At 40.4% G+C, this 20,328-nt stretch carries 22 protein-coding genes and 1 other annotated feature; of the genes, 10 read left to right on the plus strand and 12 right to left on the minus strand.

The window, feature by feature from the left end; translation table 11 throughout:
- Positions 1-40 precede the first annotated feature (40 nt).
- The 3 genes from ACJ004_RS14055 to ACJ004_RS14065 all read left to right on the plus strand — a co-directional run bounded on the left by ACJ004_RS14055 (position 41) and on the right by ACJ004_RS14065 (position 2,214).
- Positions 41-943, plus strand: coding sequence for a hydroxymethylglutaryl-CoA lyase (locus ACJ004_RS14055; RefSeq protein ID WP_410893667.1), 903 nt, complete (start codon positions 41-43; stop codon positions 941-943).
- A 78-nt stretch (positions 944-1,021) separates the two neighbouring features.
- The gene (locus ACJ004_RS14060) at positions 1,022-1,162 is read left to right on the plus strand and encodes a hypothetical protein (protein ID WP_410893668.1); all 141 of its coding nucleotides are present in this window, start codon (positions 1,022-1,024) and stop codon (positions 1,160-1,162) included.
- A 131-nt stretch (positions 1,163-1,293) separates the two neighbouring features.
- Positions 1,294-2,214 (plus strand): alpha/beta hydrolase, encoded by a 921-nt coding sequence (locus ACJ004_RS14065; RefSeq protein WP_410893669.1) that lies wholly within the window; start codon positions 1,294-1,296, stop codon positions 2,212-2,214.
- 21 nt (positions 2,215-2,235) lie between these two features.
- Here ACJ004_RS14065 and ACJ004_RS14070 read toward each other — a convergent pair whose 3' ends face one another.
- Complete coding sequence (locus tag ACJ004_RS14070; protein WP_410893670.1) at positions 2,236-2,568, minus strand: iron-sulfur cluster biosynthesis family protein; 333 nt, start codon at positions 2,566-2,568, stop codon at positions 2,236-2,238.
- A 144-nt stretch (positions 2,569-2,712) separates the two neighbouring features.
- Here ACJ004_RS14070 and ACJ004_RS14075 point away from each other — a divergent pair, with 144 nt between their 5' ends.
- On the plus strand, positions 2,713-2,919 hold the full coding sequence (locus ACJ004_RS14075) for a CDGSH iron-sulfur domain-containing protein (RefSeq protein ID WP_410893671.1): 207 nt from the start codon (positions 2,713-2,715) through the stop codon (positions 2,917-2,919).
- Between the two features lie 40 nt (positions 2,920-2,959).
- Here the strand turns inward: ACJ004_RS14075 and ACJ004_RS14080 are convergent, their stop codons facing one another.
- Both ACJ004_RS14080 and ACJ004_RS14085 read right to left on the minus strand, forming a co-directional pair.
- A complete protein-coding gene (locus ACJ004_RS14080) occupies positions 2,960-3,295 on the minus strand; it encodes a YolD-like family protein (protein WP_410893672.1) in 336 nt (111 codons plus the stop codon).
- Between the two features lie 264 nt (positions 3,296-3,559).
- Positions 3,560-4,819, minus strand: a complete 1,260-nt coding sequence (locus ACJ004_RS14085; RefSeq protein ID WP_410893673.1) for a Y-family DNA polymerase — start codon at positions 4,817-4,819, stop codon at positions 3,560-3,562.
- Positions 4,820-4,979: 160 nt separating this feature from the next.
- Between ACJ004_RS14085 and ACJ004_RS14090 the strand changes: the two genes are divergently transcribed.
- A complete protein-coding gene (locus tag ACJ004_RS14090) occupies positions 4,980-5,171 on the plus strand; it encodes a YqzH family protein (protein ID WP_410893674.1) in 192 nt (63 codons plus the stop codon).
- A gap of 197 nt (positions 5,172-5,368) precedes the next feature.
- On the opposite strand, the gene ACJ004_RS14095 is transcribed toward ACJ004_RS14090, so the two are convergent.
- Both ACJ004_RS14095 and ACJ004_RS14100 read right to left on the minus strand, forming a co-directional pair.
- A complete protein-coding gene (locus tag ACJ004_RS14095) occupies positions 5,369-6,166 on the minus strand; it encodes an SDR family NAD(P)-dependent oxidoreductase (protein ID WP_410893675.1) in 798 nt (265 codons plus the stop codon).
- A 29-nt stretch (positions 6,167-6,195) separates the two neighbouring features.
- The gene (locus ACJ004_RS14100) at positions 6,196-7,158 is read right to left on the minus strand and encodes an MBL fold metallo-hydrolase (protein ID WP_410893676.1); all 963 of its coding nucleotides are present in this window, start codon (positions 7,156-7,158) and stop codon (positions 6,196-6,198) included.
- 211 nt (positions 7,159-7,369) lie between these two features.
- Positions 7,370-7,590: a binding site (T-box leader), on the plus strand.
- A 48-nt stretch (positions 7,591-7,638) separates the two neighbouring features.
- Here ACJ004_RS14100 and proC point away from each other — a divergent pair.
- The 3 genes from proC (at position 7,639) to namA (ending at position 10,781) form a co-directional block, all read left to right on the plus strand.
- Positions 7,639-8,484, plus strand: a complete 846-nt coding sequence (gene proC, locus ACJ004_RS14105; protein WP_410893677.1) for a pyrroline-5-carboxylate reductase — start codon at positions 7,639-7,641, stop codon at positions 8,482-8,484.
- Between the two features lie 58 nt (positions 8,485-8,542).
- Positions 8,543-9,682 (plus strand): glycosyltransferase family 2 protein, encoded by a 1,140-nt coding sequence (locus ACJ004_RS14110; RefSeq protein ID WP_410893678.1) that lies wholly within the window; start codon positions 8,543-8,545, stop codon positions 9,680-9,682.
- A gap of 79 nt (positions 9,683-9,761) precedes the next feature.
- A complete protein-coding gene (namA, locus tag ACJ004_RS14115) occupies positions 9,762-10,781 on the plus strand; it encodes an NADPH dehydrogenase NamA (protein ID WP_410893680.1) in 1,020 nt (339 codons plus the stop codon).
- Between the two features lie 249 nt (positions 10,782-11,030).
- Here the strand turns inward: namA and rnz are convergent, their stop codons facing one another.
- A complete protein-coding gene (gene rnz, locus ACJ004_RS14120; protein WP_410893682.1) occupies positions 11,031-11,957 on the minus strand; it encodes a ribonuclease Z in 927 nt (308 codons plus the stop codon).
- A gap of 283 nt (positions 11,958-12,240) precedes the next feature.
- Between rnz and zwf the strand changes: the two genes are divergently transcribed.
- Positions 12,241-13,710 carry a glucose-6-phosphate dehydrogenase gene (zwf, locus tag ACJ004_RS14125; protein WP_410893932.1) on the plus strand — a complete coding sequence of 490 codons (1,470 nt, stop codon included), beginning with the start codon at positions 12,241-12,243 and terminating at the stop codon, positions 13,708-13,710.
- A gap of 61 nt (positions 13,711-13,771) precedes the next feature.
- Here the strand turns inward: zwf and ACJ004_RS14130 are convergent, their stop codons facing one another.
- From ACJ004_RS14130 to mce, 4 genes are all read right to left on the minus strand, one after another.
- Positions 13,772-15,049, minus strand: coding sequence for a DNA polymerase IV (locus tag ACJ004_RS14130; protein ID WP_410893684.1), 1,278 nt, complete (start codon positions 15,047-15,049; stop codon positions 13,772-13,774).
- Between the two features lie 171 nt (positions 15,050-15,220).
- A complete protein-coding gene (locus tag ACJ004_RS14135) occupies positions 15,221-16,342 on the minus strand; it encodes a tripeptidase T (protein WP_410893685.1) in 1,122 nt (373 codons plus the stop codon).
- Between the two features lie 129 nt (positions 16,343-16,471).
- Entirely contained in the window at positions 16,472-18,022 is a 1,551-nt protein-coding gene (locus ACJ004_RS14140) for an acyl-CoA carboxylase subunit beta (RefSeq protein ID WP_410893687.1), read from the minus strand.
- 1 nt (position 18,023) lies between these two features.
- On the minus strand, positions 18,024-18,437 hold the full coding sequence (gene mce, locus ACJ004_RS14145) for a methylmalonyl-CoA epimerase (protein WP_410893689.1): 414 nt from the start codon (positions 18,435-18,437) through the stop codon (positions 18,024-18,026).
- A 141-nt stretch (positions 18,438-18,578) separates the two neighbouring features.
- Here mce and prli42 point away from each other — a divergent pair, with 141 nt between their 5' ends.
- On the plus strand, positions 18,579-18,698 hold the full coding sequence (gene prli42, locus ACJ004_RS14150; protein WP_410893691.1) for a stressosome-associated protein Prli42: 120 nt from the start codon (positions 18,579-18,581) through the stop codon (positions 18,696-18,698).
- Between the two features lie 44 nt (positions 18,699-18,742).
- Here prli42 and ACJ004_RS14155 read toward each other — a convergent pair whose 3' ends face one another.
- Both ACJ004_RS14155 and ACJ004_RS14160 read right to left on the minus strand, forming a co-directional pair.
- Positions 18,743-19,255, minus strand: coding sequence for a L,D-transpeptidase (locus ACJ004_RS14155; RefSeq protein ID WP_410893693.1), 513 nt, complete (start codon positions 19,253-19,255; stop codon positions 18,743-18,745).
- 23 nt (positions 19,256-19,278) lie between these two features.
- Complete coding sequence (locus ACJ004_RS14160; RefSeq protein WP_410893695.1) at positions 19,279-20,274, minus strand: aromatic acid exporter family protein; 996 nt, start codon at positions 20,272-20,274, stop codon at positions 19,279-19,281.
- Positions 20,275-20,328: the final 54 nt, after the last annotated feature.

The raw sequence follows: 20,328 nt of genomic DNA on the forward strand, positions 1-20,328 counted from the left end.
CTACTACAATGAAAGTATGATTATTGGAGGTGGAAAATGAATGCTAAATTTACCTAAAAAGGTCACCATTATCGAGGTCGGCCCTCGTGATGGACTGCAAAATGAAAAGTTATTTGTACCAACTGCTATTAAAAAACAATTTATCGGAGCATTAAGGAAAGCTGGTTTTCTGGAAATGGAACTCACATCGTTTGTGTCACCGAAATGGGTGCCTCAAATGAGCGATGCCGCTGAAATCGTAGCTGACTGCCTTGAGGCTGATGCCAGAAATATCGTTCTAGCTCCGAACCGTAAAGGGATTGACAGGGTATATTCCACCGATTGTCAAGCTGTTGCTGTGTTCGTTGGCGTAAGCAATAGCTTTAATCTTAAAAATATTAATAAAACAACAAAGGATAGTATGGCGGAACTTGCACCGATCATCTATGAATTAAAAGAGAAGAATTATTTTGTCCGGGCCTGCATTTCTACAGCTTTTTATTGTCCATATGAAGGAAAAATCGATGAGAGTGCTACGATAAATCTTTGCCGGGAATTTGTTGACGCCGGTGTCGATGAATTAAGCGTTGCCGATACGATCGGGATGGCAACCCCAGACGAAAGCTTTTCCTTATTTTCGAAGTTGAAAAATCTTTTTCCTAATACATTCTTAACCGCTCATTTTCATGACACCCGAAAGCTCGCCCTTGCAAACATTTTAGCTTCTCTCCAGGCAGGAATCGATCGGTTTGATACGTCAGCCGGCGGCTTGGGCGGCTGTCCCTTTGCACCTGGTGCTTCTGGAAATGTAGCCACAGAGGACGTGGTTTATATGCTTGAACGGATGGGAATTGATACTGGGGTTGATTTGGACAAACTAATCGATGCGATTGAAGTCGTTCGTCCTCATCTTTCCAGGAAAATTGAAAGCGGATACTATCGCCTTCATGCCCAAACTGTCTAAATTTACTTTCTGTGAATAATCAGTCTTCTACTAATGCATCTTATTAATTGAGACTAGCTTGAAGGGAGACTGATTATTTTGAGCCAAAAACGTGACAAAGGTTCTAGTCAAAAGGGAAAAAACTATGCAGACACAGCTGGTGGAGGACAGCGGATCATGGCCGCTGAAGAAATCGAAAAAGCAACCCACCCTACCAAAAGACAAAACGCACAGCAATGAATAAAATTGTAAACTCGGAAGCCGCTCATTGGTATCAGCGGCTTTTTCTATGCTAGAATAAAACTGTTAATTTATGGGCGCTGGGTGTAAATTTTTCATATGTTATATAAAATGCTACGGGAGGTGCCATAGTGAGGAAGGCATTTCGAACCTTGTTTGTCGTGTTGTTTTTCTGGTTATCTCTTGGTTTGTATTTTACAAACCGTCTCATGTATATGAAAAAGAAAGATGAAGAATTAATTTTAAGACGGGAAAAGGAGGCTGGCAGGTATAATCCCGAGGAGTTTGAGTCCTTGCCGAAGCGGGAGATTGATATTCCTTCCCCTTTTGGTTATATGATTAAAGCCCTTCTTGTTGAACCGCATCAGACCAATCGTTATATCATTATTTCTCATGGTGTAACCGAAACGAAAATTAATTCGATTAAATATGCGAATCTGTTTTTAACACGCGGGTTTAATACGTTAATTTATGACCATCGCCGCCACGGGGAATCTGGCGGAAAAACCACAAGTTTTGGTCATTATGAAAAATTTGATTTAAAAACAGTCGTCGATTGGCTCAAAAAAGAAAAAGGACCTCAGCTTGAACTTGGGATTCACGGTGAATCGATGGGGGCTGCTACCATGCTTCTTTATGCTGGTCTTCTTGAAGACGGTGCTGATTTTTATATTGCTGATTGTCCATTTTCGGATTTTAAGGAGCAGCTTGCTTATCTAATCAAAAGGGATTTTAAGCTTGTCCCAAGTCTTTTACTGCCACTTGGTGATGCCCTTTTACGCCTGCGGGATAAATATTCGATTCGAAATGTATCTCCGATTTCGGTTATTGAAAATATCAAACATCCGATTTTGTTTATTCACAGTCAAAAGGATGATTTTATTCTCCCGACAATGACAAAGGATTTATTTGAGCAAAAAAAGGGGCCTAAAATGCTTTTTTTGGCCGCTAATGGCCGCCATGCCCAGTCATTTAATGAAAACCGCGCGGATTATGAACGAGTGATTGATGAATTTTTACAAAAGTATGTTGACCATCCGTTGCCAAGCTAAAAACAGACTGTCCAAAATGGATCAGTCTGTTTTTTCTTTGATGATTAAACTCATATGGCCATTTAGGATTTGCTGTGGACTTTTTAGTTGAAAGCAATTTGCCGATGGGGAAAAATCAATTTTCATTTGCTCATCGAAAAAAACAGTTTTTGATTTTTCTACATAAATCGTTCTATCATTTGTCTCAATCGCGATATCATTAGTTTCTACTTCCGGTATAAACCACAAAACTACTACCCCGTTTACGGCACACCCACAGCCGTCTGTATCGTACTTTAGCTTTAAGTAGCCTTCTCGGCCATTAATTCTCTCATTTATTTTTTCAGCTGCCGCTGTAGTTATATTGATCTCCAAGTTTATCGCTCCCCTCTTTTTAGCATATGGTGATTGTACCATATGTTTGGTGAAGTTGTTTCTTCTTTGCTTATGGATTTAGTTGCTTTTTCCTCATCTTCCATTTAATCTCATTATTAGAAATTAAAAAAAGGGGTGCTTTTCATGTCAAAAATACAAATCAAAGTAAACGATAACGGGTCACTGAGAATTACAGGTGATGTGGAATTGTTAGATGGCGAAGGCAATGTCTATACAACAAAGCCGTCCTTTTCCCTCTGCCGCTGTGGTTTATCCAATAACAAACCATTTTGCGACGGCTCGCATAAAGGAAAATTCGAATCCCAGGTTCGGGCTCCAAAAGAAGAATAAGCATAGAAAGAGCGGCTTCGCAATATGAAGCCGCTCTTTCTTATGCTTCTGTCATCCGGATGTCAGCAATGGCATCAATCGGAATCCGGTGCACTTCTTCAAAGCGGTCTATCACATGAAGCCGTTGGGTCAGTTCGTCCCAGTAATGGATTTTGCCAATCACGATTTCATAGTTCTGATTTCGATAATGGGTGATCGTCACGTACTGATCATATTCAATTGCTTCGGACAAGATCTCGTTCATGCGTTCCAGCTGCTGTTCATCCATTTCTCGTTTCTGTTCATACCGATCTTCCTTCACCCAATCTCTGAGCAATTTCACATGCTCAGGAAGCATCATTGACGTCCATTTGATCCTTCCGCGATCGCGAATCATATGCTTCTCCTTCTTTCGGTCTTAACTCAGTTTCAGTATTAATATTTGACTACTGTCTAGCTCCAGCGCCCAGCGGCTAGTGTACTTCGCACTTCTCCCTACGATAAGTCAACATCGAATCGCTAACGCTCTCCGTGTTTCCTTTATCTCAGTCGAAGTGCTCCACAAGGAACGCTTCGGCAGCATAAGCATCGCACGAAGGAAAAAGCGTTAGCTTTTTCGAGGAGTCCATACGCCGCTAAACGGGCGCCTCCGCTTTTCTTATTACCTTTTATGTCCTCCAACTAACGTGGCCCGATGCTTTGCTGTTCCAGCAGCTGTATAAGAAACAGCACGCAGCAAGGAACCGGAACCAAAGCGTTTACGGACAGTATCCACCACATAGCCAAGCTCACGCCTCTTATAGGCACCCATGTCGAAAAGATCGAGCTGAAGCTCACGGTCATCAACAATGTTGCTAATGGCAATCGAAATCTGCCGTACCGTCTTTCCAGTGTAATGTTCATGAAATAATTCAAGACAAACACAATAAAGCTCCATCGTCACATTCGTTGGCTGCCCAATCGTTCTGGAGCGATGAAAACCGCCGCCAAATTCGTCCTGGCTGTAGCCAACTCCGAGACTAATGGTTCTCCCTGCCTTTCGATGCGTCCGTGCCCGCCTTGCTACCTCCTCACACATTTCTAAAATGACCGTCTTAATTTCCTTTTCCTCCTTATAGTCCCTTAAAAGAATTTGACTTTTTCCAAAGCTAATCTGCCCTTGGATAAGTGGTGCGCCCAATTCAGAAAGATCGACACCCCAGGCATGATAATAAAGCTGATTCCCCATGATGCCGAATTTCTTTTCTAACTTTTCTAAATCATAGCGAGCTAGTTGACCTACAGTAAAAATGCCCATCCCATTTAATGTTTTTTCAACACGCCTGCCGATCCCCCACATTTCCCTGAGCGGTGACACCTTCCAAAGTTTTGTCTGAACATCTTCATACGTCCACTCGGCCACTCCTCGTTTCTTGGCATCAAGGTCAAGGCAGAGCTTCGCCAGTAACATGTTCGGACCTATTCCAACAGCACATGGCAGCTGAAATTCCCGCTCAATATCATCCTTTATTTTTTGGGCAATCGTATGGGCATCCCCCCATAAACGAATGGCACCATCCACTTTAATAAAGCTTTCATCAACGCTATAGACATGAATCGCTTCTTTTGGAACATAGCGATTAAATACACGCGAAATTTCGGTGGCAATTCGCAAATACGTTGCCATTTTAGGCTCAACAATTTGAATCCTAGGGTCTTTGGGAATCTCAAACATCCGGGAACCCGTTTTGATACCAAATTCTTTTTTCATCCGCGGCGACGCAGCAAGAACAATACTTCCCTGCCGCTCTTTTTGACCGACCACAGCTAAATAACACTCCAAAGGGTCAAGACCATACATGACAGCCGAACAGCTGGCATAGAAGCTCTTCATGTCCACACATAAAATTTTATTTTGCGGCAGTGCGCTGTAATCCACCATGACGTATCCCCCACAATTTTAATATCGAACATAAGTTCCTTTTTATTATATTCACTATCATAAGCGAATATGCGTTCGCATTCAATGGAAACTTTTTGACAGGTTTCAATATGGAGATTGGACGGAAAAACGATATAATGAGGAAGAGAGGTGCGTTCGTATGGAGAAAAAACTGATAAAAAAAATGATTTTAAACTGTTTTAAACAGTATTACGAAGCAGAATCAATGCCTATTAGTGATAAAGACTTGGAGGAGTTGACAATACGGATTTTTCAACTAAAAGAGGAAGAACCTACAGCGAATTTATTCGAGGTTGTGAATGACGCGGTGTATGAATTTTTAACTGGGTAGATAAGTATCTGAAGTTTGCGATGATTTCCAATTAATATCCAGCAAATGTCGTAAGTTTCGTAAAATGTGTAGTAAATGTCCATAATTATGTAGTAAGTTCCAATAAATATGTAGTAATTCTCAGTAATTATGTAGTAAGTTCCAATAAATATAAGAATCTAAAAAAAGCCCCTGAAACAGAGGCCTCCTCATAACGTCTATTTCTGATTAAAAGCACGTCTGCCAATTCGCTCGAACAGCCGGGGGAAGAGTACGTACACAACACTGCCCATATTCATCCAACGCGGCAAATTAATCTCCCTTGTTTTCGTCAGCATGCTGTCGACGACCTTCTGGGCAACATACTCGGGCTTAAGCATAAATCTCTGCACATTTTTAACATACGTACCTTTTTCGTCGGCTATATTAAAAAAATTGGTAGCGATTGGTCCAGGATTCACTGAGGTTACAAGGACATTAAAATCTGCTAACTCCATTCGCAGTGAGTTCGTGTAACCAAGAACGGCATGCTTTGAGGCTGAATAGACACTTGATTTTGGAGTGGCAATTTTCCCAGCCTGTGAGGCAATATTAATAATATGGCCAAAACGTCTTTCACGCATTTTCGGGAGCACCATGCTTGTGCAGGCCATGAGCCCCACCACATTCACATCAAACATGCCCTTAATTTCATCCAATGTCGCCAAGTGGGCTTCACGAAAAACTCCAAAGCCGGCATTATTGACTAGAATATCAATAGCTCCTATTGTATCGAAAACCCGTTGGAAAACTGTCTGCACCTGATCTGTATCCGACACATCCAGTTGAAAAACATCCACTTTAACCTGATGCTTTTGCTGTAGTTCTGTTTGCAGCTGCTCGAGTTTACCAATATTTCGGGCTAATAGCACAAGATTGGCCCCGTTTGATGCACAAAGCTTGGCGATTTCCGCCCCGATTCCTCCCGATGCACCTGTAATCACGATATTTCTACCTTTTAATTGTTCCCTAACCATTATTACACCTCATCTGAGTTGATCAAACGCTAAAGCTTAGCTTGATAAAGCACGGGATTTGTACCCTTACTAATAATCTCTCCGATAGATGATAAATAGTCAAGTTGTGCGACAGTTTCTGAAATGGTCAACATCAGTTCACGCTGATAAACAGACGGAAACAGACGTTTACAAATTTCAAAGACGGTAAGCTCTTCTTCTTTTAACCAGCTATGAACCGTCATAGCCCGCTCATGTTGGCGCTTCAATCGTTTATCTACCAACTCTGCTAACTTGTAAACTTCCTCACCATGCCCTGTGTAGACACATTGAATTGGATAGGAAAGTAGTTTCTTCATAGAGTCATTGTGCTGAAGTTGAGGCTGCGGTCTTTCCGTTTCGCCAGGGGCTGGCGGTTCAAGCAAAGGATTCGGGGAAATATGAGCTAAAATTAAATCTCCCCCAATTAAAATTCCATCCTTTTCCCTGTAAAGGGCAATGTGGCTTTGGGCATGACCCGGTGTTTCAATTACGTCAAACTCATTTAAACCAAGAGGTCTCATCCCCTCAACAAGATGTCCGGTCAACGAGCGGTTACAAGAATACTTCATTGTTTTTCTTAACTTAGAAAGCAACGAAAAATATTCCTCAGGGAGGCCGAACTTTAAAAAATGGACACGAAAAAATTCTTCTTGTTCTTGAAAAAATTCTTCTGTTGGATGAATCCATCGTTCATTCAGATAATGACCATATACTTCTAAGGAATCAGGAAAAAAATCAAGCATCCCAACATGATCGGGGTGATGATGAGTTAGAATTACCTGCTCGATATCAGCAGGGCTTAAGCCTAAATCCCCCATTTGCTCCTTAAGTGACATCCATGACTGTTCCGTTTTTACGCCAGCATCAACAAGCGTTAATCGCTCGCCTTTGATCAAATAGACATTGACATCCCCGACCGGGAAAGGAGTCGGCACCGTAATTTTTGCTATTCCGTCTTTCCATTTTGTCATTATGAAATCCCCTTATCACTATTGTCGAATAAAGAATCCAATGATATAGATATGAACATTATGTGACATTTATTATTTAAATAAAGTGTAGCGACTTTTTAACCAATTGTCATTATTTCTGCATAATTTTTTAGAAAAAATAAAAAATTCACTTAATTTATCTATTGACAGATAGGTTGTTTATCTTGCATAATCTAGTAAAATTTGATTCGTTAAAGCGATGAATAAGGCCAGTAAATGAGAAATGGCGAAAGAGAGTGAAGTTCGAAGGCTGAAAGACTTCACCGCCCTCTTAATCATTGAACCTACCTTAGGAGCACTTAGGAAAACCTAACGCATATCCGGCGTTATCGGAGTCGAGTGAACCCTTCTTGATTTGAAAGCGAGGGTAAATGAAGGTGGTACCGCGGAAGCTAAACTTTCGTCCTTTATGGATGAAGGTTTTTTTGTTTTTTTCGGTAAAATGAAGGAGGAATATTCATGAATAAAATTGCAATTATTGGTGCAGGTTCAATGGCTGAAGCATTCATTTCAGGAATTCTTGAAAATGGTTTGATAGATAAAAAAAATATATGGATCACAAACCATTCGAATCAAGAAAGATTAACTAATTTAGAAACTCGTTATGGAATTCGAACCACTTATCATTTGCATGAGCTGTTTGATCAAGCAGACATAGTAATGTTAGCAATGAAACCAAAGGACGTCGCAACTGCCATTCAAGCAATCCGCGAACACTTAACTGAGCAAATGCTTGTCGTCTCTGTCTTAGCGGGTGTATCCATGGAAACGATTGAATCGTTGGCAAGAATACCACTTGCGATTGTACGGTCAATGCCAAATACCTCGGCTGCTGTTGGAAAATCAGCCACCGCTGTAGCCGCGAATCATCGTGTTACCCAGCAGCAATTAGAAACAACTAAGAACCTTTTTGGTACAGTTGGCTTGGCTTCTTTTGTAGAAGAAGATCAGTTAGATGCGGTTACGGGACTTTCTGGGAGCGGGCCCGCGTATATTTATTATCTAATTGAAGCAATGGAGAAAAGTGCAATGGAAGTAGGTCTTGAAAAAGAAATGGCCAGTGAATTAATTGTGCAAACACTTCTTGGTGCAGCAGAAATGGTGAAAAACTCAAGTAAGTCCTCTACCCAGCTTCGCAAAGAAGTAACAAGCCCTGGGGGAACAACAGAGGCTGGTATTAGGGTGCTTGAGGAACATGGGGTCCAAGAAGCATTCATTTCTTGTATCAAAGCAGCAACAGCCCAATCAAAAAGGATGGGGGCTGAATTAAGTTCCAAGCTACAAACTGCGGACCAACCTCTCTAAATTGGATTTTTGCCCTTATTGCATTAAACTAGTTAAAAAAGCTAGGGAAGTGTCGGGCATGCTAACGATCTTATTTTCTTTAGGTATTCTAGTCTGGATTACTTTTCTTTTAGACGGACTGATTGGTTTACGAAAAATAGATCCATTAGAAAAGGAAGACGACTTAGAGCTTGGATCGCTGTTATCTGTAGTGGTTGCTGCACGTAATGAAGAAAAGCAAATTGCTGCAAGTATCCTCAGCCAGTTGGACCAAACCTACAAAAATGTGGAATGGATTCTTGTCAATGATAGGTCAACTGACACAACCGGAAACATCATGGAAGAATTAACAAAAAAAGACCCGCGTATAAACGTCATCCATATTGACAAGTTACCTGAGGGCTGGCTTGGGAAGAATAATGCCTTATACATGGGTGCACTTCAGGCTTCAGGTAAATGGCTATTATTTACCGATGCTGACGTGAAATTTGAAAAACATGCCTTTGCAAAAGCGCTCCATTATTTTGAAAGGAACGACTTAGATCACCTTACTGCAGCGCCAAACTTAAGCGCTAACCGGTTTTGGTTAAAATCTTTTGTCGCCTTTTTCTTGTTTGGTTTTTCTTATTTTAAACGTCCGTGGTTAGCCAATCATCCAAAATCAAAAATTGGAACAGGGATTGGTGCATTTAACCTTGTGTTAAATGAGGCCTATAAAGCTTTTGGAACTCACGAAAAGGTTAAAATGCGCCCGGACGATGACTTGCAGCTTGGGATGAAAATGAAAAAAGCTGGCTTTAAGCAAAAAATTGTGACTGCATTACATCTAATCGAAGTGGAATGGTATGGAAGTTTAAAAGAGGCTTTAGTCGGCCTAGAGAAAAATACATTTGCCGGATTACACTATCGAATCAGTATGGTGATTTTTGCGATCCTCGGGGTTTTTATCACCAACGTCCTGCCCTTTGTGACGATTTTTTCTGGAAACAAGACGGTTGCCCTATTATCCTTCGGAAATATAGTGCTATGCGGTGTTCTTTATGTAATCGTCATAAAAAAACTAACCTTATTCTCCCCGCTCATGTTTTTAGTTTTTCCAATCACTGCCTTGCTGTTTATTTATTCGATTATTCGTGCGAGCCTACTAACCTTTAAGCGCGGAGGTATTGTTTGGCGGGGAACAACCTATCGGTTAAGCGAACTCCGAGAAAAAGATTAGAAGCTTGATTTTTTCATTAAAATGATCCATTTGCTATACTAAAAAGGGATCTTATATTGAATTTAGGAGGCTTCTGAAAATGGCGGTAAAACTGTTTTCCCCCTTCACAATAAAGGGAGTTACACTCAAAAATCGGATTGTGATGTCTCCGATGTGCATGTATTCGAGCCATAACCAGGATGGCCATGTACAAAACTGGCATCGCACCCACTATGCAAGCAGAGCAGTTGGCCAGGTTGGGTTGATTATTGTTGAAGCAACTGCCGTTTCACCACAAGGCAGGATTTCTCCACAAGATTTAGGTATCTGGAGCGATGAACATGTAGAGGGCTTTAATGAGCTTGTCGGTCTGATGAAAGAGCACGGTGCGAAAACAGGTATTCAACTCGCCCATGCCGGCAGAAAAGCCGTTTTAGAAGGTGAGATTCTTGCCCCATCTGCACTAGCTTTTAATGATAAAATGAAAACACCAAAGGAAATGTCAAAAACAGATATCAAAGAAACAGTTGCTGCATTTAAAAAAAGTGCGGAGCGTGCAGTAAAGGCTGGTTTTGATGTGATTGAAATCCATGGTGCTCATGGCTATCTAATAAATGAATTCCTTTCACCACTTTCCAATAAAAGAGCCGATGAATACGGTGGTTCAGCTGAAAACCGTTACAGATTCCTCCGAGAAGTGATTGATGCCGTGAAAACCGTTTGGAACGGTCCATTATTTGTAAGAGTTTCTGCTCATGATTACCACGAAGAAGGGTTAACACCAAAAGATTACATAACCTTTAGTCAATGGATGAAGGAACAAGGTGTCGATTTAATTGATGTTAGTTCAGGTGCGGTGATCCCGGCCCATATTCGCGTTTATCCCGGCTACCAGGTAAAATACTCCGAAACGATTAAAAATGGTGCTGACATGTCAACAGGTGCAGTAGGATTAATCACCTCAGGGATTCAAGCGGAGGAAATATTACAAAATGACCGAGCAGATTTAGTCTTCTTAGCTCGTGAATTGCTTCGCGATCCATATTGGCCTCGTACTGCAGCAAAGGAGCTTGACGTTACGATTGAGGGACCAAAACAATACGAGCGCGGTTGGGTTTAGAAAAGCGCAAGCGCCCGTTTAGCGGCGTATGGACTGGAGCACTTTGACTGAGATAAAGGAAACACGGAGAGCGTTAGCGTATTCGTGCTTGACTTATCGTAGGGAAAAGGGCGAAGTACACTAGCCGCTGGGCGCTGGAGCTAGACAGTTATCTAAGTTCAAAATTTTATACTTTATTATTTTATCAAAAAAGAGGGTGTCAATTAGACATCCTCTCTTTTTGTTTATCTATAATTATCAAATTCCCTGTTAGTTATGAAGCGGAATATTAATTTCTTTAAAATCCTCGGCAATATCCGTATTAGGAAATACTTCCTTTGCCTCTTCCACTAATTCTAGCCAGGCCTTTCGATCATAACGAGAACTGATGTGAGTTAGACACAACAGCTTACAACCAGCCTTCTTTGCAACATCTGCAGCTTGATGGGTGGTTGAATGAAAATAGTCGTGGGCAAGTCTTTCTTCATTTGCAGAAAAAGTCGCTTCATGGACCAAAAGATCTGCATTTTTAGCCAATGAAATCGCATTTTCACAGTAGCGAGTGTCACCCAAAATCGTGACAATTCTCCCCTTTTGTTCCGGACCAAGAAACTCATTTGGATCAATTGTCCTGCCATCATCAAGAGTTACTGCTTCCCCATTTTTAATTTTTTTAAAAATCGGACCCGGCTGTACGCCCGCTTCCTTCAACTTATCAGCAAGCAAAGTTCCAGGCCTATCCTTTTCGACAATTCGATAGCCATAGGCAGGTATACCGTGGTCGAGCCTAAGCGTTTCCACCGTAAACTGGTCATCTTCAAAAATAATCCCCTCTTCAATCTCGATTACAACCAGAGGGTATTTCAAATAGGTCTGGCTTAATGATAGGCTGACATGAATATAATCTTTAATCCCTTTGGGCCCAAAAACCGTTACCTCTGATTCCCCGCCTTGAAAAGAACGGCTTGATAACAATCCAGGCAAACCATAGATATGGTCACCGTGAAGGTGCGTAATAAAAATTTTTTCAATTCGCCGTGGCTTTATCGATGTATGTAAAATTTGATGTTGGGTAGCCTCACCGGCATCAAATAACCAAACAGCCCCCCGCTCCTCAAGCAATTTCAGTGCGATTGACGTCACATTGCGGAGTTTTGCCGGCATTCCTGCCCCTGTTCCTAGGAAAAATATGTCCACAAATAAAGCTCCTCTCAAATTCCGTTCCTTTTATTCAATATTGATAATAATAGCATAAACAAAAAGCAATTTCTTCTCAAAGGACAGCTATTTATTTAGTGAATATCAGGGATTATTATGTGAAAAATAAAAGAAATTACCGACTTGCATTGTATTATTTTTGCGAAGTTTAATGGAATGAGATAAAATCAAACAATATGAACATAAGATGATTAGGCATTTTTACATAAACAGAAAAGAGGTATTTACTTTGGAGCAAACTGGAAACATGACTTCATTAATTATGATTTTTGGTGCGACTGGTGATTTAGCAAAACGGAAGTTGTTTCCTTCCCTTTACCGGTTATTTGAAAAAGGTAAATTAACTAAATTTGCGGTGATTGGGGTTGCAAGAAGATCCCTTGCCAACGATGAATTTCAACATTCAGTCAAAGACTCGGTACTATCAGCACTAGGAAATAAAGACAAGATTGATGACTTTATCTCTCATTTTTACTATCAATCGCATGATGTTGCTGATTCCAATTCTTACGCTTTATTAAAAAATTTAGCGGATGAGATTGATCAAAACTATCAATTAGAAGGCAATCGTATCTTTTACCTTGCCATGGCACCTGAATTTTTTGGAACCATTGCTTTGCATTTAAAATCAGACAAACTTACAGACGTAAAAGGTTATAAACGCCTTGTAATTGAGAAGCCATTTGGACATGACTTAGCATCCGCAATCGAGCTGAATAAACAAATTAGAAGTGCCTTTAAAGAGAAAGAAGTTTATCGAATTGATCACTATTTAGGCAAAGAAATGGTGAGGAACATCGAGGTAATTCGATTCGCCAATGCTATTTTTGAGCCTCTATGGAATAACCGATATATTTCAAATATTCAAATCACCTCTAGTGAAGTACTCGGGGTTGAAGAACGCGGACGTTATTATGAAACAAGCGGCGCCCTTAGAGATATGCTGCAAAACCATATGATGCAAATGGTGGCATTACTTGCGATGGAACCACCGATCAACCTCTCTACCGATGAAATTCGTTCTGAAAAAGTCCGTGTGTTTCGTGCGCTTCGAACAGTTGAGGGTGAACAAGTCAATGATTATTTTGTTCGTGGTCAATACGGTGAAGGTACAGTTGAGGATGTCCAAGTTCCTGCTTATCGTGATGAACCGATGGTTGACAATGAATCGAACACAGAAACCTTTGTTGCGGGTAAAATTATGATTGATAATTTCCGCTGGGCTGGTGTTCCTTTCTACATCCGAACTGGAAAAAGAATGTCAACAAAATCAACAAAAATTGTGATTCAATTTAAAGATATTCCGATGAATTTATATTATCAAACGGAAAAAATGTTAAATCCAAACCTCCTAGTGATCCATATTCAACCAGAGGAAGGCATCACTCTGCACCTAAACGCTAAGAAAGCAGGCGGTCACTTAGATGCACAGGAAGTAAAACTAAGCTTTGCTAATACAGGAATCCATGCAATGAATACTCCTGAAGGCTATGAGAAACTTCTGTACGATTGCATGAGAGGCGATGCCACGAATTTTACACATTGGGATGAAGTTGCCTATTCATGGAGTTTTGTTGATAAAATTTCTGCGGTATGGGAAAGCACCAAGGCAGAAAAATTCCCTAATTATCAATCTGGAACAATGGGTCCCAAAGAGGCGGATGAGCTCTTAGAAAAAGATGGCTACTTCTGGTGGCCGGTTACTGATTTAGAAGTAGATATGTGTAAATAAGAAAGCATAAGCCCCCACATCAAAAAAACACCACTTTGTTATAACAGCAAAGTGGTGTTTTTTAGTCTGGGTCATTTTTTTTATTGGGAAATGATTGGAGAAAATCTTTATTAAAGCTCGTTCCAGTTCCAATATTATGGGAAGAGTCATTTTGATGCGATCCCGCATTTTCAATAATTTTTTTTCCGTATTTTTCACGAAGGCTAGATAGTGTATTAAGTAAGGGTTCTTTTTTTGCATCCTTTTCATAGGAAAATAAATCTAACTGTTTATAGGCATGGTCATGATCAACTAAATCATTTCCTGTGATTCCTAACAGTCGAACAGCGTCTCCATTCCAAGCTTTTAGAAAAATCTGCTGAGCAAAGGAAGAAATATTATCTTTATGATTAGTTGGGTTGGGAAGTTTTTTACTTCTGGTTATCGTTCTACGATCCTTATAACGGATTGTTATCCCAAGTGTTCCTGCAAGGACCTTCTTTCGCTTCAGCCTTACTGAAACCGTTTCTGCTAATGACGTTAGCACAAGAAAAAGTTCATGCTGATTACTAATGTCCCGAGGAAGGGTTGTAGAATTGCCGATACTCTTAAATTCCTCAATCGATTCCGGGTCAACAGGTCGATGATCAATTCCATTTGCTCTTTCTTTTAATCGAATTCCATTAATTCCAAGCAGTGTTTTCAGTTGAATCTCATTGCCTTTAGCTAAATCACCAATTGTATGAATCCCAATCGTCTGTAACTTTTCCGCTGTTTTATTTCCAACACCATGCATTTCGTTCGTATTCAAAGGCCAAAGAATGTTTGAGATATCACGTTTTCGAAGAATGGTAATCCCCATTGGCTTTTTCATATCAGAAGCGGTTTTCGCTAAAAATTTATTAGGAGCTATCCCAATACTGCAAGGGATATCTAGTTGTTCTAATATCCTTTTTTGAATACTTTCAGCGATTTCTATCGGACTGCCGTATTCGAAACTTTCCGTTATATCTAGGTATCCCTCGTCAATCGAAACGGGCTCTACCAGTTCTGTATAGTGCCTGAGAATTTCGAACATTCCAATGGAAACGGTACGATAACGCTCAAAATTCGGTTTCATAACGATTAACTGCGGACAAAGTTTTCTCGCTTCCCAAAGCGGCATCGTTGTTTTCACACCAAATTTTCTTGCTTCGTAATTGCAGGTAATAATGATGCCTCTACGCTCCTCCACATTTCCAGCAATCGCGAGCGGTTTCCCCTTAAGATTGGGATCATAGGCCATTTCAACAGATGCATAGAAGCTATTCATATCTACATGTAAAATGACTTTGCCATTTTTAGGGTACATTTCCTTCATGCCGGCACTTCCTTAACACATTTTCTTCCCTAAGTATATTAGAAAATTCGCTGACTGGCGAGCCCCTAAGGGCGAAGACAGAGGCGTAGTTGCACTTATGCGAAAGGAAAGTTATACTTTCCTTTCGGCGCAAAAAGGAGAACCCACGGTTAGGTCCTCCTTTCAAATAGATTATTGATTAGCTACTTCATCAATAATCGCAAGTGTCATTTCGGCAAGCTTATACAATTCTTCAACTGGCATGCGTTCATTGGTTGTATGAATTTCTTCATAGCCTACAGCAAGATTAACAGTTGGAATGTTAAACCCAGCAAATACGTTGGCATCACTGCCGCCGCCGCTATGCTGAAGTTCACAACTACGACCAATTTTTGCAGCTGCCTTACGTGCGACTTCCACAACATGATCGCCTTCACCAAATTTAAAGCCTGGATACATGATTTCCACATTTACTTCAGCCCTGCCGCCCATTTCTGCTGCAACTGTTTCAAAGGCTTCCTTCATTTTGCTTACCTGAGCTTGCATTTTTTCAGGGATAAGTGAACGTGCCTCAGCTAAAATATCAACACGGTCACAAACGATGTTGGTTGCCTGGCCTCCTTCAAAGCGGCCAATGTTAGCAGTGGTTTCGTGATCAATTCTTCCTAACGGCATTCTCGCAATCGACTTTGCTGCAATCGTAATTGCGGAAACCCCTTTTTCAGGTGCAACACCAGCATGAGCTGTTTTACCGTAAATAACAGTTTTTATCTTTGCTTGTGTTGGGGCAGCTACAATTACGTTACCAACTAAACCATCGCTGTCCAGCGCATAACCGAATTTTGCTTTCATCAGTGAAGAATCAAGGGCCTTTGCACCGACAAGACCGGATTCTTCCCCAACGGTAATGACAAATTGAATCAAGCCATGCAGTAGGTTTTGTTCTTTTAATTGACGAATGGTCTCAAGCATAACTGAAATACCCGTTTTATCATCGGCACCTAAAATAGTTGTGCCATCCGTAACAACATAACCGTCTTTAATCGACGGTTTTACACCTTTAGCTGGTGTAACAGTATCCATATGACAAGTAAAATAAATCGGGTCAACTCCCTCTTTAGTTGCCGCGAGTGTGCAAACGAGGTTGCCCGCACCATGTCCTGTTACAGCTGTTGTATCATCTTCAAAAACTTCGAGGCCCAGCTCCATAAATTTTTGTTTTAATACCTTTGCAATTTCTGTCTCAAATTTTGTTTCTGAGTCAATTTGCACCAGTTCTAAAAATTCCTTCAAAAGACGTTCCTGATTAACCATGTTATTGACCCCTCCAATTATGTACTCACTTTTGTTCAGCACCAGTGCCAAGGCGCTTTCACTTTTCCTATTTTAGTATACCTTTAAATAAAAGTATCATCAAATGATAGGGAGTACACCCAAACCACGTTAAAGAGGGATGTTCCCGTGCTTTTTAAATGGCCTTGATTCTTTTTTGTTTCTAAGCATTTCTAAACCTTGCACAATTTTCATTCTGGTTTCTCGTGGATCGATGACATCATCAACCATACCTCGGCTCGCCGCCACATAAGGATTGGCAAACTTTTCACGGTATTCATCGATTTTTTGCTGTCTTGTCAGTTCAGGATTCTCACTATTATTAATTTCTTTTGCAAAAATGATATTAGCCGCCCCTTGTGGCCCCATAACAGCGATTTCGGCATTCGGCCAGGCAAATACTAAATCAGCACCAATTGATTTACTATTTAACGCCACATAGGCACCACCATAGGCTTTTCTTAAAATAACCGTTAACTTCGGAACGGTCGCTTCGGAGTAGGCAAATAAGATCTTGGCCCCGTGGCGAATAATTCCACCGTGTTCCTGCTTGACTCCTGGGAAGAAGCCTGTCACATCCTCGAAGGTGATGATTGGGACATTAAAAGAATCACAGGTTCGGATAAATCGAGCAGCTTTATCCGAAGAATCAATATCCAAACCGCCAGCCATCACCTTGGGTTGATTACAGACAAGACCCACAGATTCACCTTTGATTCGAGCAAACCCAACGACAATATTTTTAGCAAAATCCTTTTGTACTTCCATGAAGCTGTTCTCGTCAACCACTTGCTCAATTACTTTTCGAACATCATACGGACGTACCGTATCAAAAGGAATCACATCCATTAAATCAGGACGATAATCTTCGTCCTCCTGTACCTCAAATCTCGGAGCTTTCTCTTCATTATTTTGAGGAAGGTAACTCAGAAGCCTGCGGACGTTTTCTAACACCTCTTCTTCCGAATCGGCATGAAAATGGGCGTTCCCACTAATGGAACTATGGACATTTGCACCGCCTAATTCCTCTGCTGAAATCTTCTCTCCTGTTACCGTTTCAATGACTTTAGGTCCCGTAATAAACATTTGACTCGTCTTTTCCACCATAAATACAAAATCAGTAATGGCTGGTGAATAAACGGCACCGCCCGCACACGGACCCATAATTACCGATATTTGCGGAATGACACCGGAATAAATAGCATTTCGATAGAAAATATGTCCGTAGCCATCTAAGGATACAACACCTTCTTGAATACGTGCCCCGCCAGAATCATTTAAACCGACAAAAGGGGCCCCATTTTTCGCCGCTAAATCCATCACATTCGCAATCTTCTTGGCATGCATTTCCCCTAATGCACCGCCAAAAACCGTAAAATCTTGTGAGAAAAGATAAATGGGGCGGCCGTTCACTTTCCCATAACCAGTTACCACCCCGTCTCCTGGACCCTTTTGTTCATCTAGACCAAAATCATTGGTACGGTGCTCAATGAAAGGATTTAATTCAAAAAACGTTCCTTTGTCTACTAAAAGATCAATTCTTTCTCTAGCAGTCAGCTTTCCTTTTGCATGTTGTTTCTCAATTCTCTCATCGCCGCCACCCATCTCGACTTCCCGGCGTTTATCATACAATTCATTTATTTTTTCATAGATATCTATCATTTTACCCCTTCATCCCCTTCTTCTCACAAAGCTCAAATAAAACCCCAGATGCCGATTTGGGATGCATAAAGGCAATGTTTGCTCCTCCAGCACCAGGTCTTGGCTGCTCGTCAATCATCTGTATCCCTTTTTCTCTCATTTCACTTATTCTAGCTTCTATCGATTCGACCCCCAGGGCAACATGGTGGATTCCTTCACCGCGTTTTTCGATAAATTTAGCAATTGCACTTTCTTCCGATGTCGGCTCAAGCAGTTCAAGCTTTGTACTACCTGCCTGTAAAAATGCAACTCTTACCCTTTGAGTATCAACCTCTTCGATTCCTAGCAAAGACAGATTTAACACATCCGTATAAAAAGGAAGCGTTTTCTCAAGAGACTTTACAGCAATTCCAATATGGTCGACCTTCTTAATCATAATTACCCCTCTGTTCTAAATATTAAAATTTATTCGACAATATTCTTATTCGATAAAAAATTCATAAATCCTTCCTAAATTACTTAGTTGTTCCGTTGTTCATTTTTCTATTTCCTTGTACAATATAAATAAAGCTGCAAAATGTTAAAGGAGGTACCCACTTTGAAAAGCAAGAAAACGAGAAAAATCATTGTTTATTTGATGTTATTTGCTATGCTGGCCTCAACTCTCCTAATAGGAATAGGTACATTTCTATCTTAAAAAATATATATGAAAAGGGACTGTTCAAACGAACAGTCCCTTTTCTATTTGATTGCGCCATAATCTCTAGCAAGTGTCTCATATGACTTTTTTGAAGAAATAACTAATACTTTTGTTCCTAATGGAATGAACGGAAAAAGTGAGGTAACCACTTCATTTTGAGTGCGGATACAGCCTTGCGAGACATATTTTCCGATTGATGCAGGCTGATTCGTTCCATGGATGCCATAGGTTCTGCCATCTGTTCCCTTTGCATCAAAGCCAATCCATCTCGCTCCTAGTGGATTCTTGGGATCTCCTCCAGCGATATCCCCTTTCCGAAAGTAAGGTTCCTTAGCCTTTACCGTAATCGTAAAAAGACCTTCTGGCGTTAACTCTTGTGTTTTTCCGGTCCCCACACTTACAACGGTTTGGACTTTGTTTTCATTAATAAATGCCATTTCATTTTTACTTTTATTCACTATAACAAATGGGTCACCCGGCATAGGGTTGGGCCCCAACGGCCAAAGGGGTGAAATGAAAAAAGCAATCAGGATTGGCGATAAGATTTTTATCAAAGCAGTCACCTGCCTTTTTTTTCCTAGTTTGCTTCAATCTTTTTCTGTTCATTCATTTTTGAAGAAGATTTTATTTCCCGATAAGAACTTTTAATGATGAGATATTCATTCATTTCATTTACTAGTTGAAGTAAAGCTGCCCTCGTTTCAAATTCTTCTCTTGTCTTTGGGAGCTCCATTTCCTCAAATTCCTTTTTCATTTCTCTTAATTTTTCAAGATAAATATAAGCTGTATTTCCAGGATGGACATTTTCAGAAAGTTCTTCCAGAAACTCAGCTACCATATGTCCTTGCTTTACAGTCCGGGTAATGGAGGTGACTATTGGTAAGACACGTTCGATAATTTCAAATTGCTTTTGTCTCATTTTAAAATAATGAAAAAATATATTCTCATCTCGTAAAAAATGATTTTCTACATCCTGAAGGGCTAGTGCGATCGCTTCATCAAGTAAACGAGCACCAACCGTAATCTCTTTTCCATCCCAATTACTATCCCCAGTCCGTAAATAACGTACCATTTCAACGAAGATGATTTTAAAATTCTCCTCAATTTCATTTTGATAATCCTTTAGTTTTTTATCGACGCTTGGCATATAAAGATTAATGAGTAGTGCTACCCCAATTCCAATAGTAATTACCCCAAGCTCATTTAAAAAAATGGCCATAGTTATTTTTTTGGCCATATAAATATGTAAAATAATAACACTGCTTGTTACAATGCCGTCAGGCGCCTTTAACATTACAATCGTCGGAATAAAGAAAAATAACATAATTCCAATTACAATCGGATGGTAAGAGATTCCCTCAAAAAATAACGCGGAAAAAGGCATCGCTAATACACAGGCTAAAAATCGATCCAAGGCTGTACGGAGCGATCTTCGCTTCGTAACCTGAATACATAAAATGGTTAAGATCCCCGCGGAGGCGAAATTTTCCAGTCCTACCTGCTGTGCAAGTAAAATCGAAATGGCGGTTCCTACTGCTGTTTTAATTGTTCTGTAGCCGATGCGAAATTTCATTATGATCTCCTCAAAATAAAAAAAATAAAAGATGATCGATTAGACCATCTTTAG

Origin of the sequence: Neobacillus sp. 204, assembly GCF_046562815.1 — a bacterium.
Classification (GTDB): Bacteria; Bacillota; Bacilli; order Bacillales; family Cytobacillaceae; genus Neobacillus.

Excerpts from the sequence above, each read along its gene's own strand:
- ACJ004_RS14075 (WP_410893671.1), top strand. The coding sequence starts at position 2,713 with ATGTCAAAAATACAAATCAAAGTAAACGATAACGGGTCACTGAGAATT.
- zwf (WP_410893932.1), top strand. The coding sequence starts at position 12,241 with ATGATTTTTGGTGCGACTGGTGATTTAGCAAAACGGAAGTTGTTTCCT.
- proC (WP_410893677.1), top strand. The coding sequence starts at position 7,639 with ATGAATAAAATTGCAATTATTGGTGCAGGTTCAATGGCTGAAGCATTC.
- ACJ004_RS14135 (WP_410893685.1), bottom strand. The coding sequence starts at position 16,342 with ATGGTTAATCAGGAACGTCTTTTGAAGGAATTTTTAGAACTGGTGCAA.
- ACJ004_RS14085 (WP_410893673.1), bottom strand. The coding sequence starts at position 4,819 with ATGGTGGATTACAGCGCACTGCCGCAAAATAAAATTTTATGTGTGGAC.
- ACJ004_RS14160 (WP_410893695.1), bottom strand. The coding sequence starts at position 20,274 with ATGAAATTTCGCATCGGCTACAGAACAATTAAAACAGCAGTAGGAACC.
- prli42 (WP_410893691.1), top strand. The coding sequence starts at position 18,579 with ATGTTAAAGGAGGTACCCACTTTGAAAAGCAAGAAAACGAGAAAAATC.
- ACJ004_RS14140 (WP_410893687.1), bottom strand. The coding sequence starts at position 18,022 with ATGATAGATATCTATGAAAAAATAAATGAATTGTATGATAAACGCCGG.
- mce (WP_410893689.1), bottom strand. The coding sequence starts at position 18,437 with ATGATTAAGAAGGTCGACCATATTGGAATTGCTGTAAAGTCTCTTGAG.
- ACJ004_RS14090 (WP_410893674.1), top strand. The coding sequence starts at position 4,980 with ATGGAGAAAAAACTGATAAAAAAAATGATTTTAAACTGTTTTAAACAG.
- ACJ004_RS14080 (WP_410893672.1), bottom strand. The coding sequence starts at position 3,295 with ATGATTCGCGATCGCGGAAGGATCAAATGGACGTCAATGATGCTTCCT.
- ACJ004_RS14055 (WP_410893667.1), top strand. The coding sequence starts at position 41 with ATGCTAAATTTACCTAAAAAGGTCACCATTATCGAGGTCGGCCCTCGT.
- ACJ004_RS14095 (WP_410893675.1), bottom strand. The coding sequence starts at position 6,166 with ATGGTTAGGGAACAATTAAAAGGTAGAAATATCGTGATTACAGGTGCA.
- ACJ004_RS14130 (WP_410893684.1), bottom strand. The coding sequence starts at position 15,049 with ATGAAGGAAATGTACCCTAAAAATGGCAAAGTCATTTTACATGTAGAT.
- ACJ004_RS14110 (WP_410893678.1), top strand. The coding sequence starts at position 8,543 with ATGCTAACGATCTTATTTTCTTTAGGTATTCTAGTCTGGATTACTTTT.
- namA (WP_410893680.1), top strand. The coding sequence starts at position 9,762 with ATGGCGGTAAAACTGTTTTCCCCCTTCACAATAAAGGGAGTTACACTC.
- ACJ004_RS14100 (WP_410893676.1), bottom strand. The coding sequence starts at position 7,158 with ATGACAAAATGGAAAGACGGAATAGCAAAAATTACGGTGCCGACTCCT.